This is a genomic window from Paenibacillus rhizovicinus (assembly GCF_010365285.1).
In the GTDB taxonomy this organism is placed as follows: Bacteria; Bacillota; Bacilli; order Paenibacillales; family Paenibacillaceae; genus Paenibacillus_Z; species Paenibacillus_Z rhizovicinus.
Genome location: NZ_CP048286.1, coordinates 3,628,413 through 3,652,594 on the forward strand (window position 1 = coordinate 3,628,413; position 24,182 = coordinate 3,652,594).

Annotated in this window: 25 protein-coding genes and 1 tRNA gene; 22 read left to right on the top strand and 4 right to left on the bottom strand. The window is 53.6% G+C overall.

Features of this window, described 5'->3' with window-relative positions:
• Positions 1 to 100 precede the first annotated feature (100 nt).
• Together GZH47_RS16255 and GZH47_RS16260 are read left to right on the top strand one after the other, a co-directional pair.
• Positions 101 to 1,276: an aminotransferase class V-fold PLP-dependent enzyme gene (locus tag GZH47_RS16255; protein WP_162641219.1), complete on the top strand. Its 1,176-nt coding sequence runs from the start codon at positions 101 to 103 to the stop codon at positions 1,274 to 1,276.
• A gap of 30 nt (positions 1,277 to 1,306) precedes the next feature.
• Entirely contained in the window at positions 1,307 to 1,801 is a 495-nt protein-coding gene (locus GZH47_RS16260) for a DUF4446 family protein (RefSeq protein ID WP_162641224.1), read from the top strand.
• Here the strand turns inward: GZH47_RS16260 and yyaC are convergent.
• Positions 1,773 to 2,366 (bottom strand): spore protease YyaC, encoded by a 594-nt coding sequence (gene yyaC, locus GZH47_RS16265; protein WP_162641229.1) that lies wholly within the window; start codon positions 2,364 to 2,366, stop codon positions 1,773 to 1,775. The genes GZH47_RS16260 and yyaC overlap by 29 nt on opposite strands.
• A gap of 171 nt (positions 2,367 to 2,537) precedes the next feature.
• Between yyaC and GZH47_RS16270 the strand changes: the two genes are divergently transcribed.
• The 9 genes from GZH47_RS16270 to mglC all read left to right on the top strand — a co-directional run bounded on the left by GZH47_RS16270 (position 2,538) and on the right by mglC (position 12,144).
• Entirely contained in the window at positions 2,538 to 2,777 is a 240-nt protein-coding gene (locus GZH47_RS16270) for a putative Se/S carrier protein (RefSeq protein ID WP_225446096.1), read from the top strand.
• 44 nt (positions 2,778 to 2,821) lie between these two features.
• Positions 2,822 to 3,061, top strand: coding sequence for a DUF951 domain-containing protein (locus GZH47_RS16275; protein ID WP_162641240.1), 240 nt, complete (start codon positions 2,822 to 2,824; stop codon positions 3,059 to 3,061).
• Positions 3,062 to 3,136: 75 nt separating this feature from the next.
• A tRNA-Ser gene (locus GZH47_RS16280) sits at positions 3,137 to 3,227 on the top strand.
• A 587-nt stretch (positions 3,228 to 3,814) separates the two neighbouring features.
• Entirely contained in the window at positions 3,815 to 5,572 is a 1,758-nt protein-coding gene (locus GZH47_RS16285; protein WP_162641245.1) for a response regulator transcription factor, read from the top strand.
• Positions 5,569 to 7,338, top strand: coding sequence for a cache domain-containing sensor histidine kinase (locus GZH47_RS16290; protein ID WP_162641251.1), 1,770 nt, complete (start codon positions 5,569 to 5,571; stop codon positions 7,336 to 7,338). Before GZH47_RS16285 ends, GZH47_RS16290 begins: the two co-directional genes overlap by 4 nt.
• Positions 7,335 to 8,321, top strand: coding sequence for a substrate-binding domain-containing protein (locus GZH47_RS16295; RefSeq protein ID WP_162641255.1), 987 nt, complete (start codon positions 7,335 to 7,337; stop codon positions 8,319 to 8,321). Before GZH47_RS16290 ends, GZH47_RS16295 begins: the two co-directional genes overlap by 4 nt.
• 129 nt (positions 8,322 to 8,450) lie before the next feature.
• On the top strand, positions 8,451 to 9,512 hold the full coding sequence (locus GZH47_RS16300) for a galactose ABC transporter substrate-binding protein (RefSeq protein ID WP_162641258.1): 1,062 nt from the start codon (positions 8,451 to 8,453) through the stop codon (positions 9,510 to 9,512).
• 117 nt (positions 9,513 to 9,629) lie between these two features.
• Positions 9,630 to 11,117, top strand: a complete 1,488-nt coding sequence (locus GZH47_RS16305) for a sugar ABC transporter ATP-binding protein (protein ID WP_162645285.1) — start codon at positions 9,630 to 9,632, stop codon at positions 11,115 to 11,117.
• 13 nt (positions 11,118 to 11,130) lie between these two features.
• Positions 11,131 to 12,144, top strand: coding sequence for a galactose/methyl galactoside ABC transporter permease MglC (gene mglC / locus GZH47_RS16310; RefSeq protein WP_162641262.1), 1,014 nt, complete (start codon positions 11,131 to 11,133; stop codon positions 12,142 to 12,144).
• Between the two features lie 444 nt (positions 12,145 to 12,588).
• On the opposite strand, the gene GZH47_RS16315 is transcribed toward mglC, so the two are convergent.
• Positions 12,589 to 12,768 carry a YjzC family protein gene (locus GZH47_RS16315; RefSeq protein ID WP_162641265.1) on the bottom strand — a complete coding sequence of 60 codons (180 nt, stop codon included), beginning with the start codon at positions 12,766 to 12,768 and terminating at the stop codon, positions 12,589 to 12,591.
• Positions 12,769 to 13,007: 239 nt separating this feature from the next.
• On the opposite strand from GZH47_RS16315, the gene rpsF reads away from it, so the two are divergent.
• Genes rpsF through rpsR form a run of 3 tightly spaced genes read left to right on the top strand, consistent with a single transcriptional unit; the run spans position 13,008 to position 14,201 of the window.
• Positions 13,008 to 13,292, top strand: a complete 285-nt coding sequence (gene rpsF, locus GZH47_RS16320; RefSeq protein ID WP_162641270.1) for a 30S ribosomal protein S6 — start codon at positions 13,008 to 13,010, stop codon at positions 13,290 to 13,292.
• Positions 13,293 to 13,340: 48 nt separating this feature from the next.
• The gene (locus tag GZH47_RS16325) at positions 13,341 to 13,904 is read left to right on the top strand and encodes a single-stranded DNA-binding protein (RefSeq protein WP_162641274.1); all 564 of its coding nucleotides are present in this window, start codon (positions 13,341 to 13,343) and stop codon (positions 13,902 to 13,904) included.
• 18 nt (positions 13,905 to 13,922) lie between these two features.
• Positions 13,923 to 14,201: a 30S ribosomal protein S18 gene (gene rpsR / locus GZH47_RS16330; RefSeq protein WP_090649321.1), complete on the top strand. Its 279-nt coding sequence runs from the start codon at positions 13,923 to 13,925 to the stop codon at positions 14,199 to 14,201.
• 99 nt (positions 14,202 to 14,300) lie between these two features.
• Here rpsR and GZH47_RS16335 read toward each other — a convergent pair whose 3' ends face one another.
• Positions 14,301 to 14,654, bottom strand: coding sequence for a DUF4870 domain-containing protein (locus GZH47_RS16335; RefSeq protein WP_162641280.1), 354 nt, complete (start codon positions 14,652 to 14,654; stop codon positions 14,301 to 14,303).
• A gap of 184 nt (positions 14,655 to 14,838) precedes the next feature.
• Here GZH47_RS16335 and GZH47_RS16340 point away from each other — a divergent pair, with 184 nt between their 5' ends.
• Together GZH47_RS16340 and GZH47_RS16345 are read left to right on the top strand one after the other, a co-directional pair.
• Positions 14,839 to 15,930: an LCP family protein gene (locus GZH47_RS16340; RefSeq protein WP_162641284.1), complete on the top strand. Its 1,092-nt coding sequence runs from the start codon at positions 14,839 to 14,841 to the stop codon at positions 15,928 to 15,930.
• Positions 15,931 to 15,963: 33 nt separating this feature from the next.
• On the top strand, positions 15,964 to 16,401 hold the full coding sequence (locus GZH47_RS16345) for a CBS domain-containing protein (RefSeq protein ID WP_162641287.1): 438 nt from the start codon (positions 15,964 to 15,966) through the stop codon (positions 16,399 to 16,401).
• Here GZH47_RS16345 and GZH47_RS34390 read toward each other — a convergent pair.
• Positions 16,398 to 16,520 carry a hypothetical protein gene (locus GZH47_RS34390; RefSeq protein WP_263866859.1) on the bottom strand — a complete coding sequence of 41 codons (123 nt, stop codon included), beginning with the start codon at positions 16,518 to 16,520 and terminating at the stop codon, positions 16,398 to 16,400. The two genes, GZH47_RS16345 and GZH47_RS34390, sit on opposite strands and share 4 nt — an antisense overlap.
• Before the next feature lie 164 nt (positions 16,521 to 16,684).
• Between GZH47_RS34390 and GZH47_RS16350 the strand changes: the two genes are divergently transcribed.
• The 6 genes from GZH47_RS16350 (at position 16,685) to GZH47_RS16375 (ending at position 23,945) form a co-directional block, all read left to right on the top strand.
• Complete coding sequence (locus GZH47_RS16350; RefSeq protein ID WP_162641290.1) at positions 16,685 to 17,587, top strand: DUF2232 domain-containing protein; 903 nt, start codon at positions 16,685 to 16,687, stop codon at positions 17,585 to 17,587.
• A gap of 19 nt (positions 17,588 to 17,606) precedes the next feature.
• The gene (locus GZH47_RS16355) at positions 17,607 to 19,568 is read left to right on the top strand and encodes a DHH family phosphoesterase (protein WP_162641293.1); all 1,962 of its coding nucleotides are present in this window, start codon (positions 17,607 to 17,609) and stop codon (positions 19,566 to 19,568) included.
• Positions 19,565 to 20,008, top strand: coding sequence for a 50S ribosomal protein L9 (gene rplI / locus GZH47_RS16360; RefSeq protein WP_162641304.1), 444 nt, complete (start codon positions 19,565 to 19,567; stop codon positions 20,006 to 20,008). Before GZH47_RS16355 ends, rplI begins: the two co-directional genes overlap by 4 nt.
• A gap of 37 nt (positions 20,009 to 20,045) precedes the next feature.
• Positions 20,046 to 21,395: a replicative DNA helicase gene (dnaB, locus tag GZH47_RS16365; RefSeq protein WP_192043645.1), complete on the top strand. Its 1,350-nt coding sequence runs from the start codon at positions 20,046 to 20,048 to the stop codon at positions 21,393 to 21,395.
• 229 nt (positions 21,396 to 21,624) lie between these two features.
• The gene (locus GZH47_RS16370; RefSeq protein ID WP_162641310.1) at positions 21,625 to 22,911 is read left to right on the top strand and encodes an adenylosuccinate synthase; all 1,287 of its coding nucleotides are present in this window, start codon (positions 21,625 to 21,627) and stop codon (positions 22,909 to 22,911) included.
• 218 nt (positions 22,912 to 23,129) lie between these two features.
• The gene (locus GZH47_RS16375; RefSeq protein ID WP_162641314.1) at positions 23,130 to 23,945 is read left to right on the top strand and encodes a hypothetical protein; all 816 of its coding nucleotides are present in this window, start codon (positions 23,130 to 23,132) and stop codon (positions 23,943 to 23,945) included.
• Positions 23,946 to 24,182: the final 237 nt, after the last annotated feature.

Genomic DNA, 24,182 nt, shown 5'->3' on the forward strand with positions numbered 1-24,182 from the left:
GATACTCACTCCTTAAATAGCATACTTGATTGGCGGGATTTGAAGCAGGCCTGCCAATCAAGTATGCTATTGTTAGGATATAGAGGAAGGGGGCGGGAGAATGGTGGAAGTTAAGGGCGATCGACCATTCATTTACTTGGATCATGCAGCAACTTCATGGCCGAAACCTGCTGCAGTAATAGAAGCGGTTAGGGAAGCGATGGAGCATGATAGTGCGAATCCGGGTCGCGGCAGCCATGCGATGGCCGTGAGAGCGAGTCGTATATTGTTTGATACGCGTAAGTCGTTAGCTAAACTGCTTGCCGTCAAAAATCCGAACGATATCGCATTTGCATTGAATACGTCGATGGCGCTGAATACTGTGATTAAGGGATTCCTTAAGCCCGGCGATCATGTAATTGCAACTGCTATTGAACATAACTCGGTGCGCAGGCCGCTTGAATATTTGAAGAAACTTGGGATCATCGATGTTACCTATGTAGAACCGGATGAGCGGGGGCAGTTAGATGCTAAACAAGTAGGACTGGCGTTTCGGCCGAATACCAAATTAGCGGTGGTCAGTCATAGTTCGAATTTATTGGGTTCTATATTGCCCGTTGCGGACATCGGAGAATTGACAAGGCGGAACGGTGTCAAACTGCTGGTGGATGCGGCGCAGACAGCGGGAATTATGGACATCGACGTGGAAGGCATGGGGATTGACTTCCTTGCTTTTCCGGGCCACAAAGGGCTTCTGGGGCCGCAAGGCACAGGTGGGCTGTATATACACCCTGATGTCGATTTGGAGCCTCTGCTGCACGGTGGGACGGGCAGTCAATCGGAATCCATTGAACAGCCCTCGGTAAGGCCGGATCGCTACGAAGCAGGGACGCAAAACACCGCCGGAATCAGCGGGCTTGGAGCCGGGGTCAAGTATGTCCTGCATGAGACGGTTCAAAAGATCCATAATAAAGAATGGGCATTGACGCAGAACATAATGGAGGGATTAGGTGCCCTGAAGAACGTTCGTCTTCTTGGGCCTGAGCTGGGCCAACCGAGAACGGGAATCGTGTCATTCGTTATTGATGGCGCAGATCCATCGGAAATCGGATTTATTTTGGACCAGCACTATAACATAGCGGTACGCACGGGGTTTCATTGTACGCCGCTCGCTCATGAAACTGCGGGAACGTTGGAGACGGGAGCGGTTCGTGCGAGCGTGGGGTGCTTTACGACTTCGCAAGAGGTGGAGGCCTTTGTGGAGGCTGTGAAAGAAATCGTTCAACACTACAGCTAAGAAAGCACGGAATGGGAGAGAAACACTTACATGGATCAATGGATTGAAAGGCCGTTCGATTGGGTGTCGGTTGGCCTGCTTGTAGTCGTCTTACTATTGCTTATTCGTAATTTCGTGTTGGGCAGCAAGTTGAAGAAACTGAGAAAGAACTATACGCAGTTCATGAACGGTACTGGGGTGGAGGGTCTGGAAGATGTCATCATACAGATCAAGGATCAGCTGCAGAGGCAAGAGGAACAGCAACGCAGCTTGAAACAGACGGTTACCGGATTGAGCGAGACGTTAAAGAGGAAGAAAGGCAACATCGGCATTCATCGCTACAATGCATTTGCAGATCGCGGAAGCGACTTAAGCTTCTCGGTTGCCCTTGTTAATGACGAGAAGGATGGTATGGTGCTTAGCGGTATTCACGGGCGCGATGAAACATTCGTCTATGCAAAGCCCCTAAAAGAGGGACAGTCGGCGTATGCGTTAACTCCCGAAGAAATCGAAGCGATCAATCTGGCCTTGCAACAGGAAAAGTAGCCGGACGCGTGCACTTCATGATGGAAGAAAATAAGCTGTGCGCGATAATATCGGACATTCGCATGACAAGATGGAGACGCGTATTCTGAAGGACGAAATATTCCATGAAGCCTCCCACGTTGACGATGCCGGTAATATGGATGTCGCCGACCGGTGGCAGATCTTTGTTTACTCCGGCGCCAGGCCGAACGGGACCTGTACCAACTTGAATGCAGCCAACGCTTGCCGCTTGGCCGAGGCAGGCATCGATGCCGATTACAAAAGGCTTGCGAACATGCTTGTTGATGTCGATCAGCGTCTCATCCAAGTTCATTGCGTGGACCGGTTCTTCCAGCGTGCCGTACAAGTCAAAGAATGGACTTCTGTATTTGCTCAGCGAAGTGCCGACAAGCGGACCAAGGGAATCGCCGGTTGAGCGGTCGGTGCCAACGCATACGACGACAATTCGGCGATCAGAAGAAACGTTATCGAGCAGATACGTCATGCGATTGATAAGCAGTCCGGTGATGTTAGGCTCCGTATAAGGTACTTTGAGCGGCGTTTCTTTCATCCCTGGCAGTTTCATAGATTCCCCTCCCGCAAAGCTCTATGAATAATCGGCAGCGCAGCAGACCAGCATCTAGATTTAATAGATTGTGCTGCGCGTACGCTTGGTTACTAGTATATGGATGGGACAACCATTTTATACTTGCCTGCGCAGGGGATCTTCAATAAAATCAGTCAGGAGGCGAGAAGCGTGCTGATCGCGTTTGACTCCACCCAGCAGGCGCTGCGTGCAGAGATGCTATTAGAATACGCGGAAATTGAAATAGATATCTGTCCGACACCGAAACAAATCACGGCCGGATGTGCACTATCAATTCATTTTCCGGAAGAAGATTTGTTAGCCGTTCATGAGGTTATCGTGCAGGAACGCGTTGAAATTCGAGGAATATTCAAGCAAATCGAAGACCAATATGAGGCTGTCGATATATAGAGAAGAACGACAGTAACGTGGGATAAGAGGAGGAGCGGATCGAGATGGAGAGGAAACAGTTTGAATTAGGCGATATTGTTCAAATGAAAAAGCAGCATCCCTGCGGCACGAATGAAATGGAGATCATCCGTATGGGGATGGACATTCGCATTAAATGCGTTGGCTGCAAGCATAGTGTGCTTATCCCGCGCGCGAAGTTCGAGAAAAACTTGAAAAAAGTACTGCGATCCGCCGCCGAAAAGCAGCCAAATGAGGGAGAAGGGCATTCATCTTCACCATCCTAAAAAAAACGAAAAAAAAGGCTTGCATTGGGACGAGCCTCGTGATAAGATAATCCTTGCTGACTGACAAACACACATGGAGAGGTACCCAAGAGGCCCAAGGGGGCTGACTCGAAATCAGCTAGGCGTGTCACAGCGTGCGTGGGTTCGAATCCCACCCTCTCCGCCATAACCCTTAAATCGAAGCGATCCTAACGGATCGCTTTTTTTGTTGTCTAAAATAGACAACTCCAATTAAAATGGCGATATCTTCCCCAACGTCGGAGAGGATTTGCAGATGAATGAAACGGCGGCTTGCCGGATGGTGAAGCGGTTCGAGACGGGAATAGAGGAAGACATGGGTTCTGTGCTGGGTGCTGGAGGAAAGAGGACGGGGCAGGGTCTGAAACCGGTGCTATAGGTAAGGACCGAAGCAAGTTCTGTGCCGGGTGCTGGAGGAAAGAGGAGGAGGCAGGGTCTGAACTTGGTGCTAGAGGAAAGGGACGAAGCAGGATCTGAATCGGGTGCTGGAGGAAAGGGACAAAGCAGGATCCGAATAGGGTGCTAATGGAGATAGAGTTTAGGGCAAGGACATTGCCTAAAGCGGATATCGGAGGCACTGGCAGGGACAAGGCGTGAAGCGGGAACAGGAGAGGGAGAGCAGACGCCGTTATGTAAGACAGCACGGGCGGTGCGGGAGCTGCGACACTGCCTCACGGTATTTTACCAGGGTACGTTAGGGTATGTTACGAATATACAGGATCGAGGAGATGCACGATGTACAAGTTGCTGTTGGCTGACGACGAGGCGGATGTCAGAGAAGGCATACTGCAGGAGATCGAGTGGGAAGCGGAAGGCTTCCAGGTCGTCGATGTAGCTGAGAACGGGCGTGAAGCGCTGGAGATGGCCGAAAGGTGGATGCCGGACGTCCTCGTAACCGATATTCGTATGCCGTTCATGGACGGATTGAAGCTGTCTGAGCAAATTCGTGGTCTGATGCCAGGCACGAAAATTATCATCCTGACCGGCTTTGACGAATTCGAATATGCCCGGCAAGCCATCCACCTCAAGGTAGAGGAGTTCGTATTGAAGCCTTTCTCCGCGGAGGAACTGGTACAAGCACTTCGTAGAGTGAAGAGCCGCCTCGAAGCCGAAATGTCCGAACGCGAGAACGTCGATGCGCTCCGCGAGCACTACAACAAGAGTCTTCCCCTATTGCGGGAAGTGTTTCTTGGCACGCTCGTTACGCGGAAGCTCAGCGAACGGGAAATCGAGGAGAAGATCGAACATTACGATCTTGCGCTCCGCGGCGCTTGCTGCACGGTATCTGTCTTGCTGTTGGACGGGAGCGAATCCGGAACCGGATCGAGCGGGAACATAAAAGCACCCGGGGATAACGAGCCCGCGGCAGTTCGCCCTGCAGGCTTATCGCTATACGAGTCCCGGGACTTCGAGCTGCGCCGGTTCGCCGTGCGAAATATCGCGGAGGAGATCGTTGGCCGCCGCTTGGCGGGATACGTCTTCCAGCATAACGAACGGGTCGTCGTGCTGACCGCGGCACCGGCAGCGGCAGTTTCGACGGGCGAACACGCCGCTGCCGCCGAGCCGATAGCAACCGCGGATCGCGAACATAACCAGACGCCGCAATTGCTTGAAGAAATACGTCAAAACGTCGAACGCTATTTGAAGCTGACCGTTACGATCGGGACGAGCAGCGCAGCTTTCCCGCTGACCGGTCTTAAGGCCGCCTATGACGATGCGATCGCCGCGCTCGATTACCGGATGCTGCTCGGCAGCAATCGCGTGATCTCGATCGAAGACGTAGAGACGCGCCATGCTGCGCACGTAAGGTTCGACGAGCTGCATGAACAATCGCTGCTGCGTTGTCTGAAGGTGGGGACCGTTTCCGAGATGTCCATGATCGTCGACCAGCTGTTCTCTCCCTTTCTGAACAGCGGTAGTCCGGTCTCCTTCCTCGATGCGCAAGTGTTCCTGCTGCAACTGTCTACGACGATGCTCAAAGCCGCGCAAGACACCGATAACGGCCCGGGCGGCTTCGGCGGCACCAGCGGCACCCCAAGCCCGAATATCCTCAAGGAATTGATTCAGTTCGGCAGCATGCATGAAGCGAAGAACTGGGTTGTCTCCACCTGCGAGGCGATGATGGGGAGAATCGCGGCCGGCCGTCAGACCGCCTACCACTCGCTCGTGGAAGAAGCTCGCAGTTATACGAAAGCCAACTACGCTGACAGCGAGATCAATATTGCGAAAATATGCGCCGTCCTGCACATAAGCGCGGGCTACTTTAGCAGCATTTTCAAACGGGAGACGAAGATGACTTACATGGGATACCTTCTTCATGTCCGAATGGAAGCGGCGAAGGATTTACTGCTCACGACGGATCTCAAGACGTTCGAGATTGCCGAGAAAGTCGGTTACGCCGATCCGAACTACTTCAGCTTCAGCTTCAAGAAGCATGTCGGCCAATCGCCGAAGGACTATCGGAACGGGGCGGGAAGGGATGCCGTGCAATGAAGCGAAGACTCCGATTCCGCATGTATCAGTTCAAGAGTATTCAGTTTCTGATCGCCGTTTCGTTCACCGTGATGACCGTGGTCGTCGTTTTCTTCGTCAGTGCGGTACTCTACGACAAGTTCGACCGTACGGCAGCCAATAATGCGTCGATCTCCAATCAGCAAGTTGTCTTTCAAGTCGCGAACTACGTCAATAGCTACATTCGGAATATGGCTACGTTATTCAACTCGGTCGACAGCAATATCCGGGCAGCGGGAGGAGAGGTAACGAACAAGCAGATGCTGGACCAGCTGAACACGATATTCGGGACGCGCGATGACCTGGTCTCATTTGCCCTGTTCACCGTCGACGGTAAACGGCTGCTCGCATTACCGGCGGCCGAGATGCGGTCGAATACGAATCTGAAGAGTCAAAGCTGGTTTCAATCCGCGATCGAAAATCCGAACCACCTCAGCTTCTCCATCCCGCATGTGCAAAATTTATTCAAAGGCGAATACAAGTGGGTCGTATCGATGAGCAAAGGCATCAAGCTGATCGTAGACGGCAAGCAGATCAACGCCGTTCTTCTCGTCGACGTGAATTTCAAGCGAATTGACGATCTGTCACGGAGCGTGCAATTGGGGCAGAAGGGATACGTTTATATCATTGACGAATCGGCAGGCAACATTATCTACCATCCGCAGCAGCAGCTGATCTATGCGGGGCTTAAATACGAGAATGTCGAGCAGGCGCTGAAATATACGTTCGGCAGCTATTTCGACGACTCTACCGGCGAGGACCGGCTGATTACGATTCAAACCGTCAGCAACGTTGGCTGGAAAATCGTCGGCGTTTCCTACATGGATGAGATCATCACGACGCGCAGGACAATCACCGGCTTCCTTGCCTGGCTGCTCGGGGCGGTGCTCGTATTCGTTCTGCTTATGACATGGTACCTGTCGGCGAAGATATCGCAGCCGATCAAATGGCTGGAGCAATCGATGAGGCTCGTGGAAAGGGGCCGGTTCGACATCCATATACCCGTTCGGGGAAACGACGAGGTGGGGAGGCTGTCGCGAAGGTTCAACCTGATGGTGAACCGCATTCGCGAGCTGATGGAGGAGAATACCCGCGAGCAGGAAATGAAGCGGAAGAGCGAGCTCGAAGTGCTGCAGTCGCAAATTCATCCGCATTTCTTGTACAACACGCTTAATTCGGTCGTCCGGCTGGCTGGGACGGGCAAGACCGTCGAGGTCATTACGATGATTACGTCGCTGTCGAAATTCTTCCGCATCAGCTTGTCGAAGGGGCAGCACATCATCTCGGTGGCAGACGAGCTGGAGCATATCCGGAATTACTTGGTCATCCAGAGCATGCGGTACAAAAACAAGTTCGATTTTACGATCGAAGCGGAAGACAAGGCGCTGAACTGCAGAACGATCAAGCTGATTCTCCAGCCGATCGTCGAGAACGCGATTTATCATGGCATCGAGCCTGGCGTCGACGAAGGGCGCATCGCGATTTCCGCGAGCATCATCGAGGGCAGTCTCCGCCTGCGCGTGCAGGACGACGGCGTCGGCATTCCGCCGGACAAGCTTGCAGGTCTGCTGGAACCGGGAGGCGCGCAATCGGACGACCCTGGCAGCGGAATCGGAATCCGTAATGTGCATGAGCGGATTCGGCTTCATTTTGGCGACGCGTACGGGCTGCGAATCGAGAGCGAACGCGAAGAGGGAACGACAGTGGATATTTGGCTTCCCTGCCTGACAGAGGAGGAGAGAGCATGAAACGGGTAAAACTGCTGGCTATCATGATGCTCCTGATCGCGCTGCCGTTGGCAACGTCTTGCGCGCGCACGAAAGAGCTGCAATCTTCGTCGTCGGCGGACAGGAGAAGCGTGGCATTAATCGTGAAAGATCGGTCAGGCGAGTTTTGGACGACGGTACGTCTCGGCGCGGAAGCGGCGGCGAAGGAGTTCAATATCGACCTCAAGTTCGACGGTACCGATAGCGACTCCGATTGGGAGGCCCAAGCTGCCCTGACCGAGCGTTATGTGGCCTATGGCGCGAATGCAGTCGTGCTTGCCGCGGCCGATTACGAGAAGCTGGCCGGAACCGTTGAAGCGGTGGAACGCCGCGGCGTTCAGGTCGTCGCGATTGAGTCGGAAATCCACTCTTCGAAGACGCGAAGCTTTATCGGCATCGACAATTACGAAGCGGGCCGACAGGCAGCGCGCAAGATGATCGAGCTGGCGGGAAATCAGGCAGGCTTGCATGTCATCGGCGACGTGCGGGGGAATCGGAATGCCATGCAGCGCGTGAAGGGCATTACGGACGAGGCGGCTGCTGCCGGTATGAAAATCACGGATACCGTCTACTGCGCTTCTACGACGAACGCTTGCAAAGCGGACATACAGAAGCTGTTGAAGCGGGTAACGAACGAAGGGCAAGCGGAAGGCATCTTGGCGCTGAATGCCGCAACCTCCTCGGAGGCCGCCAGACAATTGGATCAAATGGGGCTGGCCGGCCGCGTCAAGCTGGTCGGATTCGATAATGCCGAGGAAGAGCTGGAATGGCTGCAGGAGGGCGTTATACAGGCGACTGTCATTCAAAATCCGTTCAGCATGGGATACCTGGGCGTCAAAACGGCGGTTCAAGCGATGGACCATCAACAAGTCAATCGGAGAATCGATACGGGAACGAAAGTAATCGATGCGGAGAATATGTTCTGGTCGGACAATCAGAAGATGCTGTTCCCGTTCGTGCAATAGCTAACGGAAGAAATTCAAGAACAGCAGAATTTCGATAGAACTGAGAAGGATTTTGAATTCGCAGCGGCCTTCCCTTGAGGCATAATCAACACATAAAGACAAACAACATCTCTTCAGGAGGGTCAAGCGATGAACAAGAAATGGATTCCGATGATGGTCGTAGGAGCTTTGGCAGTAACTGCGCTTTCCGCTTGCGGCAATTCCGATAACAACAGCAACGGAGGCGGCAACGCTGCGAACGGCGGAGGAGCTTCCGGCAGCGTACCGAAAATCGGCGTGGCCATCTATAAATTCGATGATACATTCATGACCGGCGTTCGTAACGCAATCACGGATGCGGCAAAAGGCGTAGCAACCGTCGACATTGTCGACAGCCAGAACGCACAACCGACCCAGAACGATAAAGTCGACCTGTTCGTTACGAAGAAGTACGATGCGATGGCGATTAATCCAGTCGACCGCACTGCTGCAAGCGTCATCATCGACAAAGCGAAAGCAGCCGACATTCCGGTCGTCTTCCTGAACCGCGAGCCGCTCGCGGATGACATGAAGAAGTGGGACAAAGTTTACTACGTCGGTGCGAAAGCGGAGCAATCCGGCACGATGGAAGGCGAACTTCTTGCGGATTACTGGAAAGCCCATCCGGAGATGGATAAGAACAAGGACGGCAAACTCCAATACGTCATGCTGACGGGCGAGCCGGGTCACCAAGATGCCGTACTGCGCACGAAGTTCTCCATTCAAGCGCTGCAGGATGCCGGCATTCAAGTCGAGAAGATTGCCGAAGATACCGCTATGTGGGATCGCGTTAAGGCACAGGACAAAATGCAAACCTTCCTGTCCGCGAACGGCGACAAGATCGAAGCCGTTCTTGCGAACAACGACGATATGGCGCTCGGCGCAATCGAAGCGCTGAAGGCAGCCGGATATTTCAAAGACAACAAGTTCATGCCGGTTGTTGGCGTAGATGCTACGGCTGCGGCTCAGCAAGCGCTCTCCGACGGCACATTGCTTGGAACGGTGTTGAATGATGCCAAGAACCAAGGCAAAGCGACGGTAGCGGTAGCGAGCGTCCTCGCGAAAGGCGAAACGCCAACGAAAGAGAATGTAGGCTACGACATTACGGACGGCAAATATGTCTGGATCACGTACAAGAAAATTACAAAAGACAATATGAGCGAAGCGAAGTAATCGGATGACCCGAAAGCGGGTGACGGCAATAGGCATGGCCGTCTCCGCTTTTCGCGTTCGATACGCGGTAAGGAGCGTGAGAGACGAGTGGCAAGCAAATCGACTTACTTACTCGAAATGAAAGGCATATCCAAGTCGTTTCCCGGCGTTCGTGCCCTCGATAACGTAACGCTGCAGCTGCGTCCGGGAACGGTGCACGCGCTGATGGGCGAGAACGGAGCGGGTAAATCGACGCTCATGAAATGCCTGTTCGGCATGTATACCCCGGATGAAGGGGAAATCGTCATGAACGGCGAGAAGCTGCTGCTGCCGAATTCGAAAGCTGCGCTGAACAACGGCATCGCCATGATTCATCAGGAGCTGCATCCGATTCCAAGACGAAACGTGATGGAGAACATTTGGCTGGGCCGCTACCCGATGCGAAACTATGGATTGTTCAAGCTGATCGACGGCGCGAAGCTGCACCGCGATACCGTGGAACTGTTCAAGCAGCTGGAGATGGATATTAACCCGAAGACGATCGTCGGCACGATGTCCGTATCCAAGGTGCAATCGCTTGAAATCGCCAAGGCGGTATCCTATAACGCCAAGGTCATCATTATGGACGAGCCGACCTCATCGCTCACGGGCAACGAGGTAGAGCAGCTCTTCCGGATTATCGACCAGTTGAAGAAACGCGGATGTGCAATCGTTTACATTTCGCACAAGATGGAAGAAATCCTGCGCATCTCCGACGATGTCACGATCATGCGCGACGGCAAGAAAATCGGTACTTGGGCAGCCTCCGAGCTGACGACGGATTTAATTATTTCCCGCATGGTCGGACGCGATCTGACCGAGCGCTACCCGGAACGGACGAATGTGCCGGGCAAAACATTGCTTAAAGTCGACAAGCTTACTTCTCCGATCGAAAAGTCGTTCAAGAACGTTTCGTTCGAGCTTCGCGAAGGCGAAATCCTCGGAGTCGGCGGTCTTGTCGGCGCACAGCGAACCGAGCTGATCGAAGCGCTGTTCGGACTTCGCGCCATTCAATCCGGCACCATCTCGCTGCGGGATAAAGCCATAAATATCCGACAGCCGATCGATGCCATCCGCCATAAGCTGGCGCTGCTAACCGAAGAACGTCGCGTAACCGGCATTTTTCCCGTACTGTCGGTACTTGAGAATACAGTCATTGCCAGTCAGAAGAACTACGAACAATTCGGCCTCTTAAACGATGCAGAGCGACGCAAGGTTGCCGAGCAAGGCGTCGAGCGGCTGCGGACGAAGACGCCTTCCGTTAAGACGCAAATCCGGTACCTGTCGGGCGGCAATCAACAGAAGGTGCTGCTGTCGCGCTGGCTGCTTACCGATCCGGACATTCTGCTGCTCGATGAACCGACGCGCGGCATCGACGTCGGCGCCAAGTACGAAATTTATTCCATCATTGCAGAATTGGCTAAACAGGGCAAAAGCATCATTATGATTTCATCCGAAATGCCCGAACTGCTCGGCATGTCCGACCGAATCATGGTCATGTGCGAGGGCCGGATGACGGGCATCGTCGACGGAAAGACGGCGACCGAGGAAGAAATCATGCGGCTGGCCGCCCAACATACGGCTTAATAGGGGGAACAACATGAACGCCAATTTGAAGAGACTGAATACGGTATTGACGGAGTATGCGATCTACATCGTGCTCGTCGTGCTGATCATCGGAATTACGATATATGATCCTTCATTTCTATCTGTAAGCTCGCTTACGAATATTTTGCATCAGAACGCAACCAAAGCAATCATTGCCCTAGGGGCAGCCTTCATTCTGATTACAGGCGGAACCGACTTGTCTGCGGGCCGCGTCGTCGGATTCTCCGCGGTCATCTCGGCATCCATGCTGCAGATGGCGGACTACCCGCAGAAGTTCTTCCCGCATATGAAGGAGCTTCCGATCATCGTCCCGATCGTGGCGGCCGTTGTAGTCGGCTTGCTCGTCGGCTTGGTAAACGGATTCGTCGTCTCGAAGCTGAAAGTACCGCCGTTCATCGCAACCCTGGGAACGATGGTTATCGTATACGGCGCCAACTCGCTGTACTTCGATATGCCGCCGAATAAATCGCAGCCGATCGGCGGCTTGCGCCATTCCTTTACGGATCTGGGCACGGGATACATCGGCATCGGATCGTTCCATCTGTCTTACATTGTCATTGTCGCGATCGTGGTTGCGCTTATCTGCTGGGTCATCTTCAATAAAACGCGGCTTGGCAAGAATATGTACGCAATCGGCGGCAACGCGCAAGCGGCCCACGTATCCGGCATCAACGTCGGACGCAATCTGCTCGCGATCTACGCGATCGCAGGCGCATTGTACGGGCTCGCCGGCGTGCTTGAAGCCGCAAAGTCGGGCGGCGCTTCGAATAACTACGGCAACATGTACGAATTGGATGCCATCGCGGCTTGCGTCGTCGGCGGCGTGTCCACGGCCGGCGGTATCGGCACAGTGCCAGGCGTCATGGCCGGCGTAATGATCTTCGGCGTCATCAATTACGGCCTTACGTTCGTTGGCGTTAGCCCGTATTACCAATTGATTATTAAAGGCTTGATCATCGTCGGCGCGGTTGCGATCGATATTCGTAAATATCTGGCCAAGAAATAAATAATCAAAAGTACGAAATAAGTAGTGAATTACAGGCAAGCGATAGACAGCGAAACCCCGGTACCTTGCTTACTCAGCAAGCGTGCAGGGGTTTCGCTGTGTTGGTTGGCATTATGAGGTTGGCATGATGGCATACGAGAACGGGAAACATCAGGCAAACAGGAAAAAAGGGCTCTTGCGAGCCCTTTTCCCGACGGTGTTTAATTGTTAGAAAACAGTCATCACAAAGCTTTCGGAAAGAAACCTTGGTTCACCGATCCAGTCGGTGTTCGTGTGTTACAGACAAGTGTCTTTGGCACAACCCTCCGCTTCTATGCTGAGTGGACAGAATCTCCTTGAGGTTCGAGCACATTAACGTTCAATGGAACCACACCTCTCAATGCACCGTCAAAAATTATGATGCTCCGAAGGCGGCTCATTTATACGCCGGCCGGATGAAAAAAATTAATGCATTCGTTTCCACTTGCGATCCTTGTTCGACGTGTCGGGAAACTGATCGCCTTTGTTCAGATGCACTTTCTTCGGACTGTTCACGCCCATATGGAACGATGCCTCGCCGATCTCAATATACGTTCCGTCATTAGGCGCACGATCGCCCGGCCGGAATTCCGTCCATTCGCCCATTGCTGCCGCACCTCCAATTGATAACTGCTGCTGCGATAAAATAGGGGGAATACCCCGACCATTAGTTTGCGCCCGACACGCGGCAGGCATGAACGGAAGAATGAGGGAGGACATGCAACGTTTCCTTACTTGTCAAGCACACCTAAAGTTTGATATAGTATTCAGGTATGCGAGATAGAAAGTCTGCTCGCTCCTTGCTCCCGCATGGGGGCCGCATAGTCCAAGAGGAGGTGAAACAAATGCGCAAATACGAAGTGATGTACATCATTCGTCCGGAAACGGAACAAGAGTCGGTCCAAGCACTGACTGAAAAGTTCCAAGCAATCATCGGAAACGGCGGAGAGATCACTAAGCATGACGTGATCGGCAAGCGCCGCCTTGCGTATGAGATCAATAAGGTTCGTGACGGTATTTACGTTCTCGTTCATTTCAATGCAACTCCAGAAGTTGTTAATGAACTTGACCGCGTCATGAAAATTACGGATGAAGTTATCCGTTTCCTGATCACGAAAGATGTAGCTTAAGCTCATCAATTCGAACGCAAGCGATGTTTTGATTGGAGGCGATAAACGATGTTGAACCGCGTTATTCTCATCGGTAGATTAACAAGGGATCCTGAAATGCGCTATACGCCTGCAGGCGTTGCGGTAACGCAATTTACGCTTGCGGTGGATCGTCCGTTTTCGAGCGGAGGCCAAGGTGGAGAACGCGAACGTGAAGCGGATTTCATTCCGATCGTCACGTGGCGTCAGTTAGCTGAAACTTGCGCCAATTATTTGCGCAAAGGCCGCTTAGCAGCGGTCGAGGGTCGTATCCAGGTACGGAATTACGAGAACAACGAAGGCAAGCGCGTCTACGTGACGGAAGTTATTGCCGATAACGTACGGTTCTTGGAGTCCGCTAACCGGGACAATGGTCCGCGTGAAGATGGCGGCAATTACGGCGGCGGCCAAGGTGGTCAAGGCGGCGGAAACTACGGCGGAGGCGGCCAAGGCGGCGGCTTCGGCGGTAACAGCGGCGGTTCTCAAGGTGGCGGCGGACGTTCAGGAGGCACACCTCGGAACAACAACGGCCGTGATCCATTCTCGGATGACGGGCGCCCGATCGATATATCGGAAGATGATTTGCCATTCTAAACGAAAGGACGGATGAACATGAGCTTCAAACAAAGAGATGGTGGCGACGAGCGTCCAGAACGCAAATTCGGCGGTCGTAAAGGCCGTAACAAACGCCGTAAAGTATGTTTCTTCACAGCTAACAAAATTACGCACATTGACTATAAAGATACGGACCTGCTTCGTAAATTTATCAGCGAGCGCGGCAAAATCTTGCCACGTCGTGTAACTGGAACTAGCGCGAAGTACCAACGCCTGCTGACGATCGCTATCAAGCGTTCGCGTCAAGTTGCGCTGTTGCCTTACACAACGGAATAGGATATATAACAGCATCTGCACGTTCGGCCTTACGGCCGGACATGCGGTATGATGATAAAGAGGGCAGCCCTAACCGGCTGCCTTTTTTTGTTGTGTCCGCTAGAACTTAGAGGCTTGCTGCTCGGCGAAGTCGCCGATGATCGGCAGCTTAAACCATCTGCCTTGCAGGGCAAGGAGCATTAAGGCAATCCATAAAATAAATGACACGGGTGCTAGCAATCCGCCAAGAATCCAGCCGATAATCGGGATAAAGCCGAGTACAATATTAATGACGAGCAGCGCCGCGGACAGCATGATGGACTGCATGGCGTGGAATTTGACGAACGTGCTGCGCTTCTCCAGTGCAAGGAACAACAGTCCCGTGACGAAGACGCCCAAATAACAGAGCAGTCCGACGATCTTCGGGTCGATGCCAGTGGATGAACGATCCGGCGCAAAGCGCGGTGCTTGCATAAGAGAGCCCCCTCTTCCTTTTGTTAGGTATGTATTCGAGGACGGGGCAAACTATGCGGCAAGGGTAAAATTTGTCCTTGAATCCATCGTTAACGAATTGTAACTTTCCTCCGAAATCGATCGTTTAGAATATGCATAACGTGTTTAAATAGATTGGTGGAAGACAGGAGCTTAACGATACAACATGACGAGACCCAGAAGAAAACGAAGCTATAAATGGCTGGCGGCATTGCTTATTCTTGTTATCGCGGGCGGGGCAGCGGGGTATTACAACCGCAGCGCGCTGGCGTTATGGGGGTTCGATACGTTTCTATCGGACAGCGTGGAGAAGAAACTGGAGAAGTCGTACAAACCGATCGAGGGCCGCGAGCCGGTCGTCACGACCTATAAGAAGGAGCAGCCGTTCTCGCTGCTGCTGCTGGGGGTCGATCAGCGGGACAAGGAAATCGGCCGTTCCGACACGATGATTTATACGGTCGTCAGACCGATTGACGGCTCCATGCTGATGGTTTCGATTCCGCGCGATACGTACGTCGCTATTGTGGGCAAGAAGACGAAGGCAGGCAAGCAATGGGAAGATAAAATCACGCATGCCTACGCGTTCGGCGGTGCGAAAATGTCGGTTGAATCGGTGGAGAAGTTGTTTGGCGCGCCGGTGAACCATTATGCTACAATAAACTTCAAAGGCTTTCGCGACGTCATCGACGCTATGGGCGGCATCTCGCTTCCCATCACCGAAGATCTCGTCAATGACGACGCCGATCACGAGAAGTTCGTCGTGAAGGCCGGCAAGGATGTCTACAATGGCACGGAGGCGCTGAATTACGTTCGTTATCGGGAAGATGCAGGAGGCGATACAAGCCGCGCAGGACGCCACCAAGTGTTCTTGAATGCCATTATGAACAAAGCGTCAAACGTCAGTCAGTGGACCAAAATTCCGCAGTTAATGGACATCATGGGCGATAATTTCAGCACGGATTTAACGCCGGAACATATGATCGACCTTGCAAAAGGCATGCTGCAAAGCGACAATCGTACGATTTACAGCCATACGCTCAAAGGCGAAGGACATCGCAAGACGGCTCACGGCGCATGGTACTATTTTGCGGATGAAGAGGACTTGGCGAAAACCGACGCACTAATTGCGGCGTGGCTGAATCCAGCCGTCACGAAAGCAGAGCTGCCGCTTCCGGAGGAGTATCAGGCTAAAGTCAAGAAGCCGGTCTCGTCGTTGTCGGCGAAATCGACTGCGACTGGTGCATCCGCGAAGAAATAACGGCGGTTAGGAAGGAAGGTGGACAACAAACGCATGAATATCGCATTTTTTCTATTACCGAAACAAGAAGTGGTGTGGCTGACGATGGATGCCACGCTGCGGCAGTCGCTCGAGCGAATGGAACATCACCGATATACGGCCGTGCCGATTCTGGATCAAGCCGGCGTTTATGCCGGAACGCTGACCGAAGGTGACCTGCTCTGGTATATGAAGAACAACCCGCAAATTACGTTCGATCAGACGAATAAGGTCAAGCTGTCCGATGTGCAGATGCGGTTGACCAACAAAGCCGTGCAAATTGACGCGAATATGGAGGATCTTGTCTCCTTGGCTAAAGTACAGAACTTCGTGCCGGTGGTTGACGATATGAACCGTTTCATCGGCATCGTACGCCGTAGCGACATCATTGATTATTGCGAAGCACTCATCATAAAAACGATAAATTCACAGAAGGAAATGGCTGCCGGTTAAGGAATGAACCGCGGACGATCCGGAACGAAATAGACGCCGTCCTCATGAAAGAGGGCGGCGTTTTGTATCCAAGCAGCAGGCCGGCGTTCGTCGATCGGCAATCGGAATTCAAACGGCATAAGCCAATTTCTCCTTCATGCGACGGGCGCAATACCTGATAAAATCTGTGCTTTGGCCGCGTCTTGCTGGACATGGTCTCCTGTGTTGCCGTACTTGTTTTATGCTATAATGGGGAGTAAAGCTTAAGGCTACGCACTAGTAACTAGAGCAAGAGGTGAACGGTTTGAAAACCGGTGTGAAATCGATGCTTTGGAGCGCCGCGGCATTGCTGCTGCTGCTTGCCATCGTAGTACCGCTCATGAACGTGCTTGCCGCCGCCGTCATGATGGTGCCTGTAGTAATCTTGTATACGAAGTTGTCGAGGCGGTCTTTTGTCATTCACATGGCCGTCGTTTACGCAATCGGAACTGTTGTTTTGGGGCCAAGCGCTTTAATCGTCGGCTTGTTTTTCTTGATTCCGTCCATCGTCATGGGGCATCTGTACCGCAAAGGGGTTCCGGCGCGTAAGGTGCTGACGGCTGTCATGCTGACGCTGCTTGGCGAATCGCTGCTGCAGCTGGTGCTTGCCGATCTGTTGTTTGATTTCTCGCTGATCCATGAGATCCGCATGACCATCACGGATACGATCGACAGCTTGAACAGCGAGGGACTGATGCCGAACACATGGACGGCGGAAGTAACGGAGTCCTATATTCAGAATTTGATTCATTCTATTCCTTTGGCGCTCATTGTCGTGTCGTTCCTCTTCACCGTTATTGCGCACGCCATTGCGGGAAGGGCGCTTCGCGCGTCGGGTCTTGCCATTCCGAAATTGCAGGCGCCTCACAAATGGATGCTGCCGCGAATCTTCGTCCTGTATTATTTAATCGTTCTTCTCGTGGACATGGCCGTACCGAATAGTGGAACATCGTTCATGACGGTCACGCTTCATAACCTGGTGCCCCTGATGCAGCTGACGTTATCCATTCAGGCGATGGGCTTCTTCTTCTTCATCGCGAATGAACGCAAATGGAATAAAGCGATTCCGGTCCTCTTGTCCGTCGTCGTCGCGGTCTTCCCGCCGTTTAGCTTAATCGGAGTACTGGACGTGGCGTTCCCGATTCGAAGAGCGTTTAAGAAATCGTAATGCAGGGGCGGAATTGAACATGCCGAAGTTTCTGATTAAACGATGGCACGGCATGCACCATTTATGGGCATTCGTGCTGATGTTATTAATGACGATCACACTGGCTACGTACGACTGGAAGCTGGGCGTCATCGGGCTGGTGCTGTCCGGCGCGATCGGGGTATACTCCGTGATGGCCGAGCGGGCATTCCGCCGGGATTTGAAAATGTACCTTGGCACGCTGTCTTATCGCGTGAAGAAGGCAGGCCACGAGATTATCAGCGATCTGCCGTTCGGAATCATTCTGTATAACGAAGATAAAGCGATCGAATGGCATAACGCGTTCGTGACGAACATGCTGGAGCGGGAGTCCGTCGTAGGAGAATCGTTGAACGACTTGTTCCCGACGTTATCGCAGGCGAAGGATCGCGAAGGCACGGTGGAAGCGACGATCGGCAACGCCATTTATGAGCTCCAATTCCGTTTCGACGAGCGGCTGCTGTACGTACGCGATATTACGAAGCAGTGGCAGCTGGCCAAGCGGTACGAGGAAGAGAAGATGGCGCTTGGCATCGTCATGATGGATAACCTTGAAGAAGTGACGCAGGGCATGGACGATCAGCAGCGCAGTACGCTGATGTCGAAGGCAACGGCCGAGATCACGGAGTGGGCGAATAAGTTCCATGTGTATCTGAAGCGGCTGACGTCGGATCGCTACTTGGTCATTACGGATCAGCGGACCTTGAAACAATTGGAGCTGTCGCGGTTCGTCCTGCTGGATGAGGTGCGGGAAATTACGGCGGATAACAAAATCCCAATGACGCTCAGCATCGGCTTTGCGGCCGGCGCGGAGAGCATCGTGGAGCTGGGACATTGGGCGCAGACAAGTCTTGATTATGCCCTAGGCCGGGGCGGCGACCAGGCGGCGGTCAAGGTTGGCCAGCGCCAGTCGTTCTACGGCGGCAAGTCCAATGCCGTGGAGAAACGCACCCGCGTGCGCGCGCGCGTCGTAGCGCATGCACTGCGCGATCTGCTGCGCGACAGCGACCGCGTCGTGATCATGGGGCACAAGATGCCGGACATGGACGCGCTTGGCGCGGCGATCGGGGTGCTCAAGGCGGCGCTGCTGTTCCAGAAAGAAGCGTATATCGTGCTGGAAGGCGTCAATCCCGCCATTCAAAAAATGGTGGAGATGCTGCGGGAAGACGAGCGCATCACCAAACGGTTCATTACGCCGGATCAGGCGCTCGGAATCGTGGACGGCAAGACGCTGGCGGTCGTCGTCGATACCCATAAGGCGTCTATGGTGAAGGAGCCGCGTCTGCTGTCCCTGACGGACAAGATCGTCGTCGTCGACCACCATCGCCGGGGGGAAGAATTCATTACCAATGCGATTCTGGTCTATATGGAGCCGTATGCGTCATCCACCTGCGAATTGGTTACGGAGCTGCTTCAATATATTCACGACCGGGTATTGCTGGACGTAAGGGAAGCCACTGCGCTGCTCGCGGGAATTACGGTCGATACGAAGAGCTTCTCGCTGCGCACCGGTTCGCGGACGTTCGAGGCCGCTTCGTTCCTGCGGCGCAACGGTGCCGATTCCGCGCTTATCCAGCGAATGATGAAAGAAGATTTAACGGAGTACATCAAGAAAGCAGAAATGATCAAGCAGTCGGAGATTATTTATGATCATATCGCCATTGCCGTGACGGAGCAGGGAAGGCAATATTCCCAGCTGCTCATCGCGCAGTCGGCGGATACGCTGTTGAACATGACGGACGTCTTGGCGTCTTTCGTGATCGGCGAGCGCCCGGACGGTCTGATCGGTATCAGTGCCCGGTCGCTTGGCCATATGAACGTACAGGTCGTTATGGAGCGCATGGGCGGCGGAGGTCACTTGACCAACGCGGCCGCGCAGCTGGAAGGCACCGTAGCGGAAGTCGCGCAGCGCTTGAAGCAAGTGCTGCAGGAAATCGATAAGGAAGAGGGGCTATTCGAATGAAGGTAATTTTTCTGCAAGACGTAAAGGGTCAAGGCAAGAAGGGCGAGATTAAGGATCTGTCGGAAGGGTATGTACGCAACTTCCTGTTTCCTAAGAATTTGGCGAAGCCGGCTTCGGACGGCAACGTGAAGACGCTGGACGCGCAGAATGCTGCCGAGAAGCGCAAGAAAGAGCAGGAGAAGGCCGATGCGCAGGCGCTTGGCACTCGATTAGAAGCAATGAAAATCGTCGTGAAGACGAAAGCCGGCGAAGGCGGCCGTCTGTTCGGCGCCATTACGAGCAAGCAGATCGCCGAGGCGTTAGAAGCGCTGGGCGTGAAGGTCGATAAGCGCAAAATCGAACTGGAGGAGCCGATTCGTACACTGGGCGTTACGCAAGTGGCGGTTAAGCTGCATCCTGAAGTGAAAGCGAAGCTGAGCGTCCATGCCTCGGAAGAATAATAACGAAGGGGCCAGGGGAGACGCGAATGACGAGCTGATGATGTTTGACCGGATTCCGCCGCAGAACATGGAAGCGGAGCAGGCGGTGCTTGGCGCCGTTCTGCTGCAGACGGAAGCGCTCATTACGGCGATGGAACGTCTGAAGAGCGAGGACTTCTATCTGCCGTCGCATCAATTGATCTATGATGCGATGGTGGAGCTCGGCGAAGCGAATCAGCCGATCGATCTGGTTACCCTGACTTCTTATTTACAAGACCGGCAGCAGCTCGAGGAAATCGGCGGCGTCAGCTATCTGGCCAAGCTCGGCAACGCGGTGCCGACGGCGGCGAACGTGGACTACTATGCGCAAATCGTAGAAGAGAAGTCCATGCTTCGCCGCCTTATTCGTACGGCGACGAATATCGTATCGGACGGCTATGCGGCGGCGGACGATGTCGGGTTGATGCTGAGCGACGCGGAATCGCGAATCATGGAGCTGTCGAACCGCCGTTCCAGCAACGGCTTCATCTCGATCCGGGACGTGCTGATGGAAGTCTTCGAACGAGTCGAGCACCTCTATTCGAACAAAGGCGGCGCGTCCGGCATTCCTTCCGGATTCTCGGATCTCGACAAGATGACGTCCGGCTTCCAGCGCAACGATCTTATCATCGTAGCGGCGCGTCCTTCCGTAGGGAAGACAGCCTTTGCATTGAACATCGCCCAGAACGTCGGCGTACGCGCCCGCGAGACGGTCGCGATCTTCAGTCTCGAGATGTCCGCCGCCCAGCTGGTGCAGCGGATGATCTGCGCGGAATCGAATGTCGACGCCGGCCGAATGAGAACAGGAGAATTAGTCGGCGATGATTGGGAAAAACTAACGATGGCAATCGGTTCGCTGTCGGAGGCACAAATCTATATCGATGATACGCCAGGTATTACCGTTGCGGACATTCGCGCGAAATGCCGGCGGCTGAAGAAAGAACGCGGGCTCGGCATGATCCTGATCGACTACTTGCAGCTGATTCAAGGCCGGGGCAAAGCCGGCGAGAACCGGCAGCAGGAAGTATCCGAGATTTCGCGTACGCTGAAGCAGATCGCGCGCGAGCTTGAAGTGCCGGTCATCGCGCTGTCTCAGTTGAGCCGGGGCGTCGAGCAGCGGCAGGACAAGCGTCCGATGATGTCTGACCTTCGGGAATCCGGTTCGATCGAGCAAGATGCCGATATCGTAGCGTTCCTCTACCGGGACGACTACTACGATAAGGAATCGGAGAAGAAGAACATTATCGAGATCATCATCGCCAAGCAGCGGAATGGCCCGGTCGGCACAGTGGAGCTGGCCTTCCTGAAGAACTATAATAAGTTCGTCGGCTTGGATCGTTCGCATCAGGAACCTGGTCATGCCTCCTAGGGCGTTACGTGGACATTATATTCTATTTCCGAACAATTGTAGGGGCAACCCTACAATTGTTCGCTTTTCGTTGACTTTACTGGACTAAACCAGTAAACTAAGAATGCTGTCATTAACAAGCGGCGATGCTGCTTGCAGGCAGTCCTGCTGCTTTTACGGGCAATCTTGCTGCCGTCATCGGCAGCCATTCGATGTGTTTGCGTGCAAAACATGTAATGGGGGTATATCCATGTCAACGGTAGTTGTAGTCGGAACCCAGTGGGGAGACGAAGGCAAAGGCAAAATCACCGACTTTTTGGCGGACGGCGCCGATGTTGTAGCCCGGTATCAAGGGGGCAATAACGCAGGCCACACCATCATGATCGGTAACAAGAAATATAAGCTCACTATGATCCCATCCGGTATTTTTAATGAAAATAAAGTATGCGTTATCGGCAACGGCATGGTCATCAATCCAGCTGCCCTTATCGATGAAATCAATTATATACATGAACACGGCTTTTCGTCGGAGAACCTGAAGATCAGTGACCGCGCGCATCTAATCATGCCGTATCACCTGGTTCTGGACGGGTTGGAAGAAGATCGCAAGGGCGATAGCAAGATCGGCACGACCCGCAAAGGCATCGGTCCTTGCTACATGGACAAAGCGGCGCGTAACGGTATTCGCGTTGCCGATCTGCTGGACGCTGAAGAATTCGAGTCCAAGCTGCGCCGCCTTATCGTCGAGAAGAACCAAGTCATCGAGCAAGTGTATGGCGGAGAGAAGCTGGATGCGGATGAAATCCTCGGCCAGTACCTCGGTTATGCGGAAACGCTTCGTCCGTACGTAACGGATACGTCCGTTGTGTTGAACGATGCAATCGACAGCAACAAGCGCGTTCTGTTCGAAGGCGCCCAAGGCGTTATGCTCGACATCGACCAAGGCACGTACCCGTACGTAACATCGTCCAACCCGACCGCGGGCGGCGTATGTATCGGTTCGGGCGTCGGCCCTTCGAAGATTCAACAAGTCATCGGCGTTGCGAAAGCCTACACGACTCGCGTCGGCGACGGTCCTTTCCCGACTGAGCTGAGCAACGAAACCGGCGATTGGATCCGCGAGAAAGGCCATGAGTACGGCACGGTTACTGGCCGTCCGCGCCGTGTCGGCTGGTTCGACACGGTTGTCGTCCGCCATGCGCGCCGCGTCAGCGGCATCACGGGCTTGTCCCTGAACTCGCTTGACGTGCTGTCCGGTCTCGAAACGGTTAAGATCTGCACAGGCTACAAGCTGCGCGGCGAAATCATCGAGCACTATCCAGCAAGCTTGAAGCTGATCTCCGAATGCGAAGCCGTATACGAGGAGCTTCCAGGCTGGAGCGAAGATATTTCGAACGCGAAGACGCTGGCTGATCTGCCGGAGAATACGCGCCGCTACGTGGAACGCGTCTCCGAGCTGACGGGCATTCCGATCGCGATCTTCTCTGTCGGGCGCAACCGCGAGCAGACCAATCCGGTCGCACCGATTTACTTGTAAGTTCCAACTGTTGATGAAGAGGATGGCGAGCAATCGCCGTCCTCTTTCTTTTTGCGCGGAGAGTGAATGCTTCGTCCGGCCGCTGCCCATACTAAGAAGTATGGGCGAAATGCCCTTGCCAATCTAGTCGCCCGAGCTGACTAGTTTGCATTTGCTCTGAGAGACGCAAGTGCAGCATTCAGCTATTGATAGGCGGCAGCAGCAAAGGGTGATAGAGAATGTGGAAGATTACAGGGAAAGTAGCGGCGGCCGTCGGGAAACTCGTCGCAGCGGCACTGCTGATTAGCTTTCTGTCGATCTGGACGACCGGTTATGTCGTGAACAGTTACGTGGAGACGCTGCTGAAGCAGTTTCATATTCCGCTGGAGGAGCAGCCTTTCGCGCTCAGCGGGTTATGGGGCGAGATGTGGGGCGCCGATCCGGGCGCGAAGGATGTCGCGAAATCGAACACTGCGGATTCGTCGACAGGGAAGGACGGCACGTCCGGAGCAAACGCCGATTCGAAGGACTCGGATCAGACGTCTTCGGACTCGGGCAGCGGACATGACACAAGCGCGAACGCAGGCAGCGATGACACGGCGCCGTCCGGCAGTTCGACTGACAGTCAGGGAACGGCATCGACCGGAGGCGACAATCATGGAAGCGGGAACGGCCAAGATGCGGTGGATGCTTTCGGCGATCTGCCTGAAGGACAGATCAGCGATATCGGCGGCGGAACTGGGCCGAAGGGCAATAGCGCGGCTGCAGGGCAGGAGAGCGGCGCAGGGACGAACGCAAGCGGTTCGTCGAAGGATGAAGTCGCGATGTCGACGGACGATATTAATGCGGCCAAGTCGCAAATAAGCCAAGCGGACAAGGATCAGCTGTTCAATGTCATGATCAAGAAACTGCCCGTGGATGCGTGGCAGCAGATCTCGAAACTAATGGAAGACGGGCTGACGACGGAGGAAATGACGCAGGTAAATCAGTTGATGGCGCAGTATTTGGACCGTGACGAATACGATCAGATGTCGTCGATTCTGAGCAAATATTAATGTGGGGTAAAAGGCCGTTTGGTTGAACCTGCCTAGCGCGTTATGATACAGTAGAAATCGTGACTGGCGATGTAGAATTATCATTGTCGGAAGCGCTCATTCTAAGGCAACATAACGCGAAAAGGAGACGATCATGACCTTTTTTACGGACAAGGGTCGATTCCGAAAGTTGTGGAATACATTCCGACAGACTTTTCGGCGCGTAACCCCCAATCAAAGCCATTCGCAACTAGACAT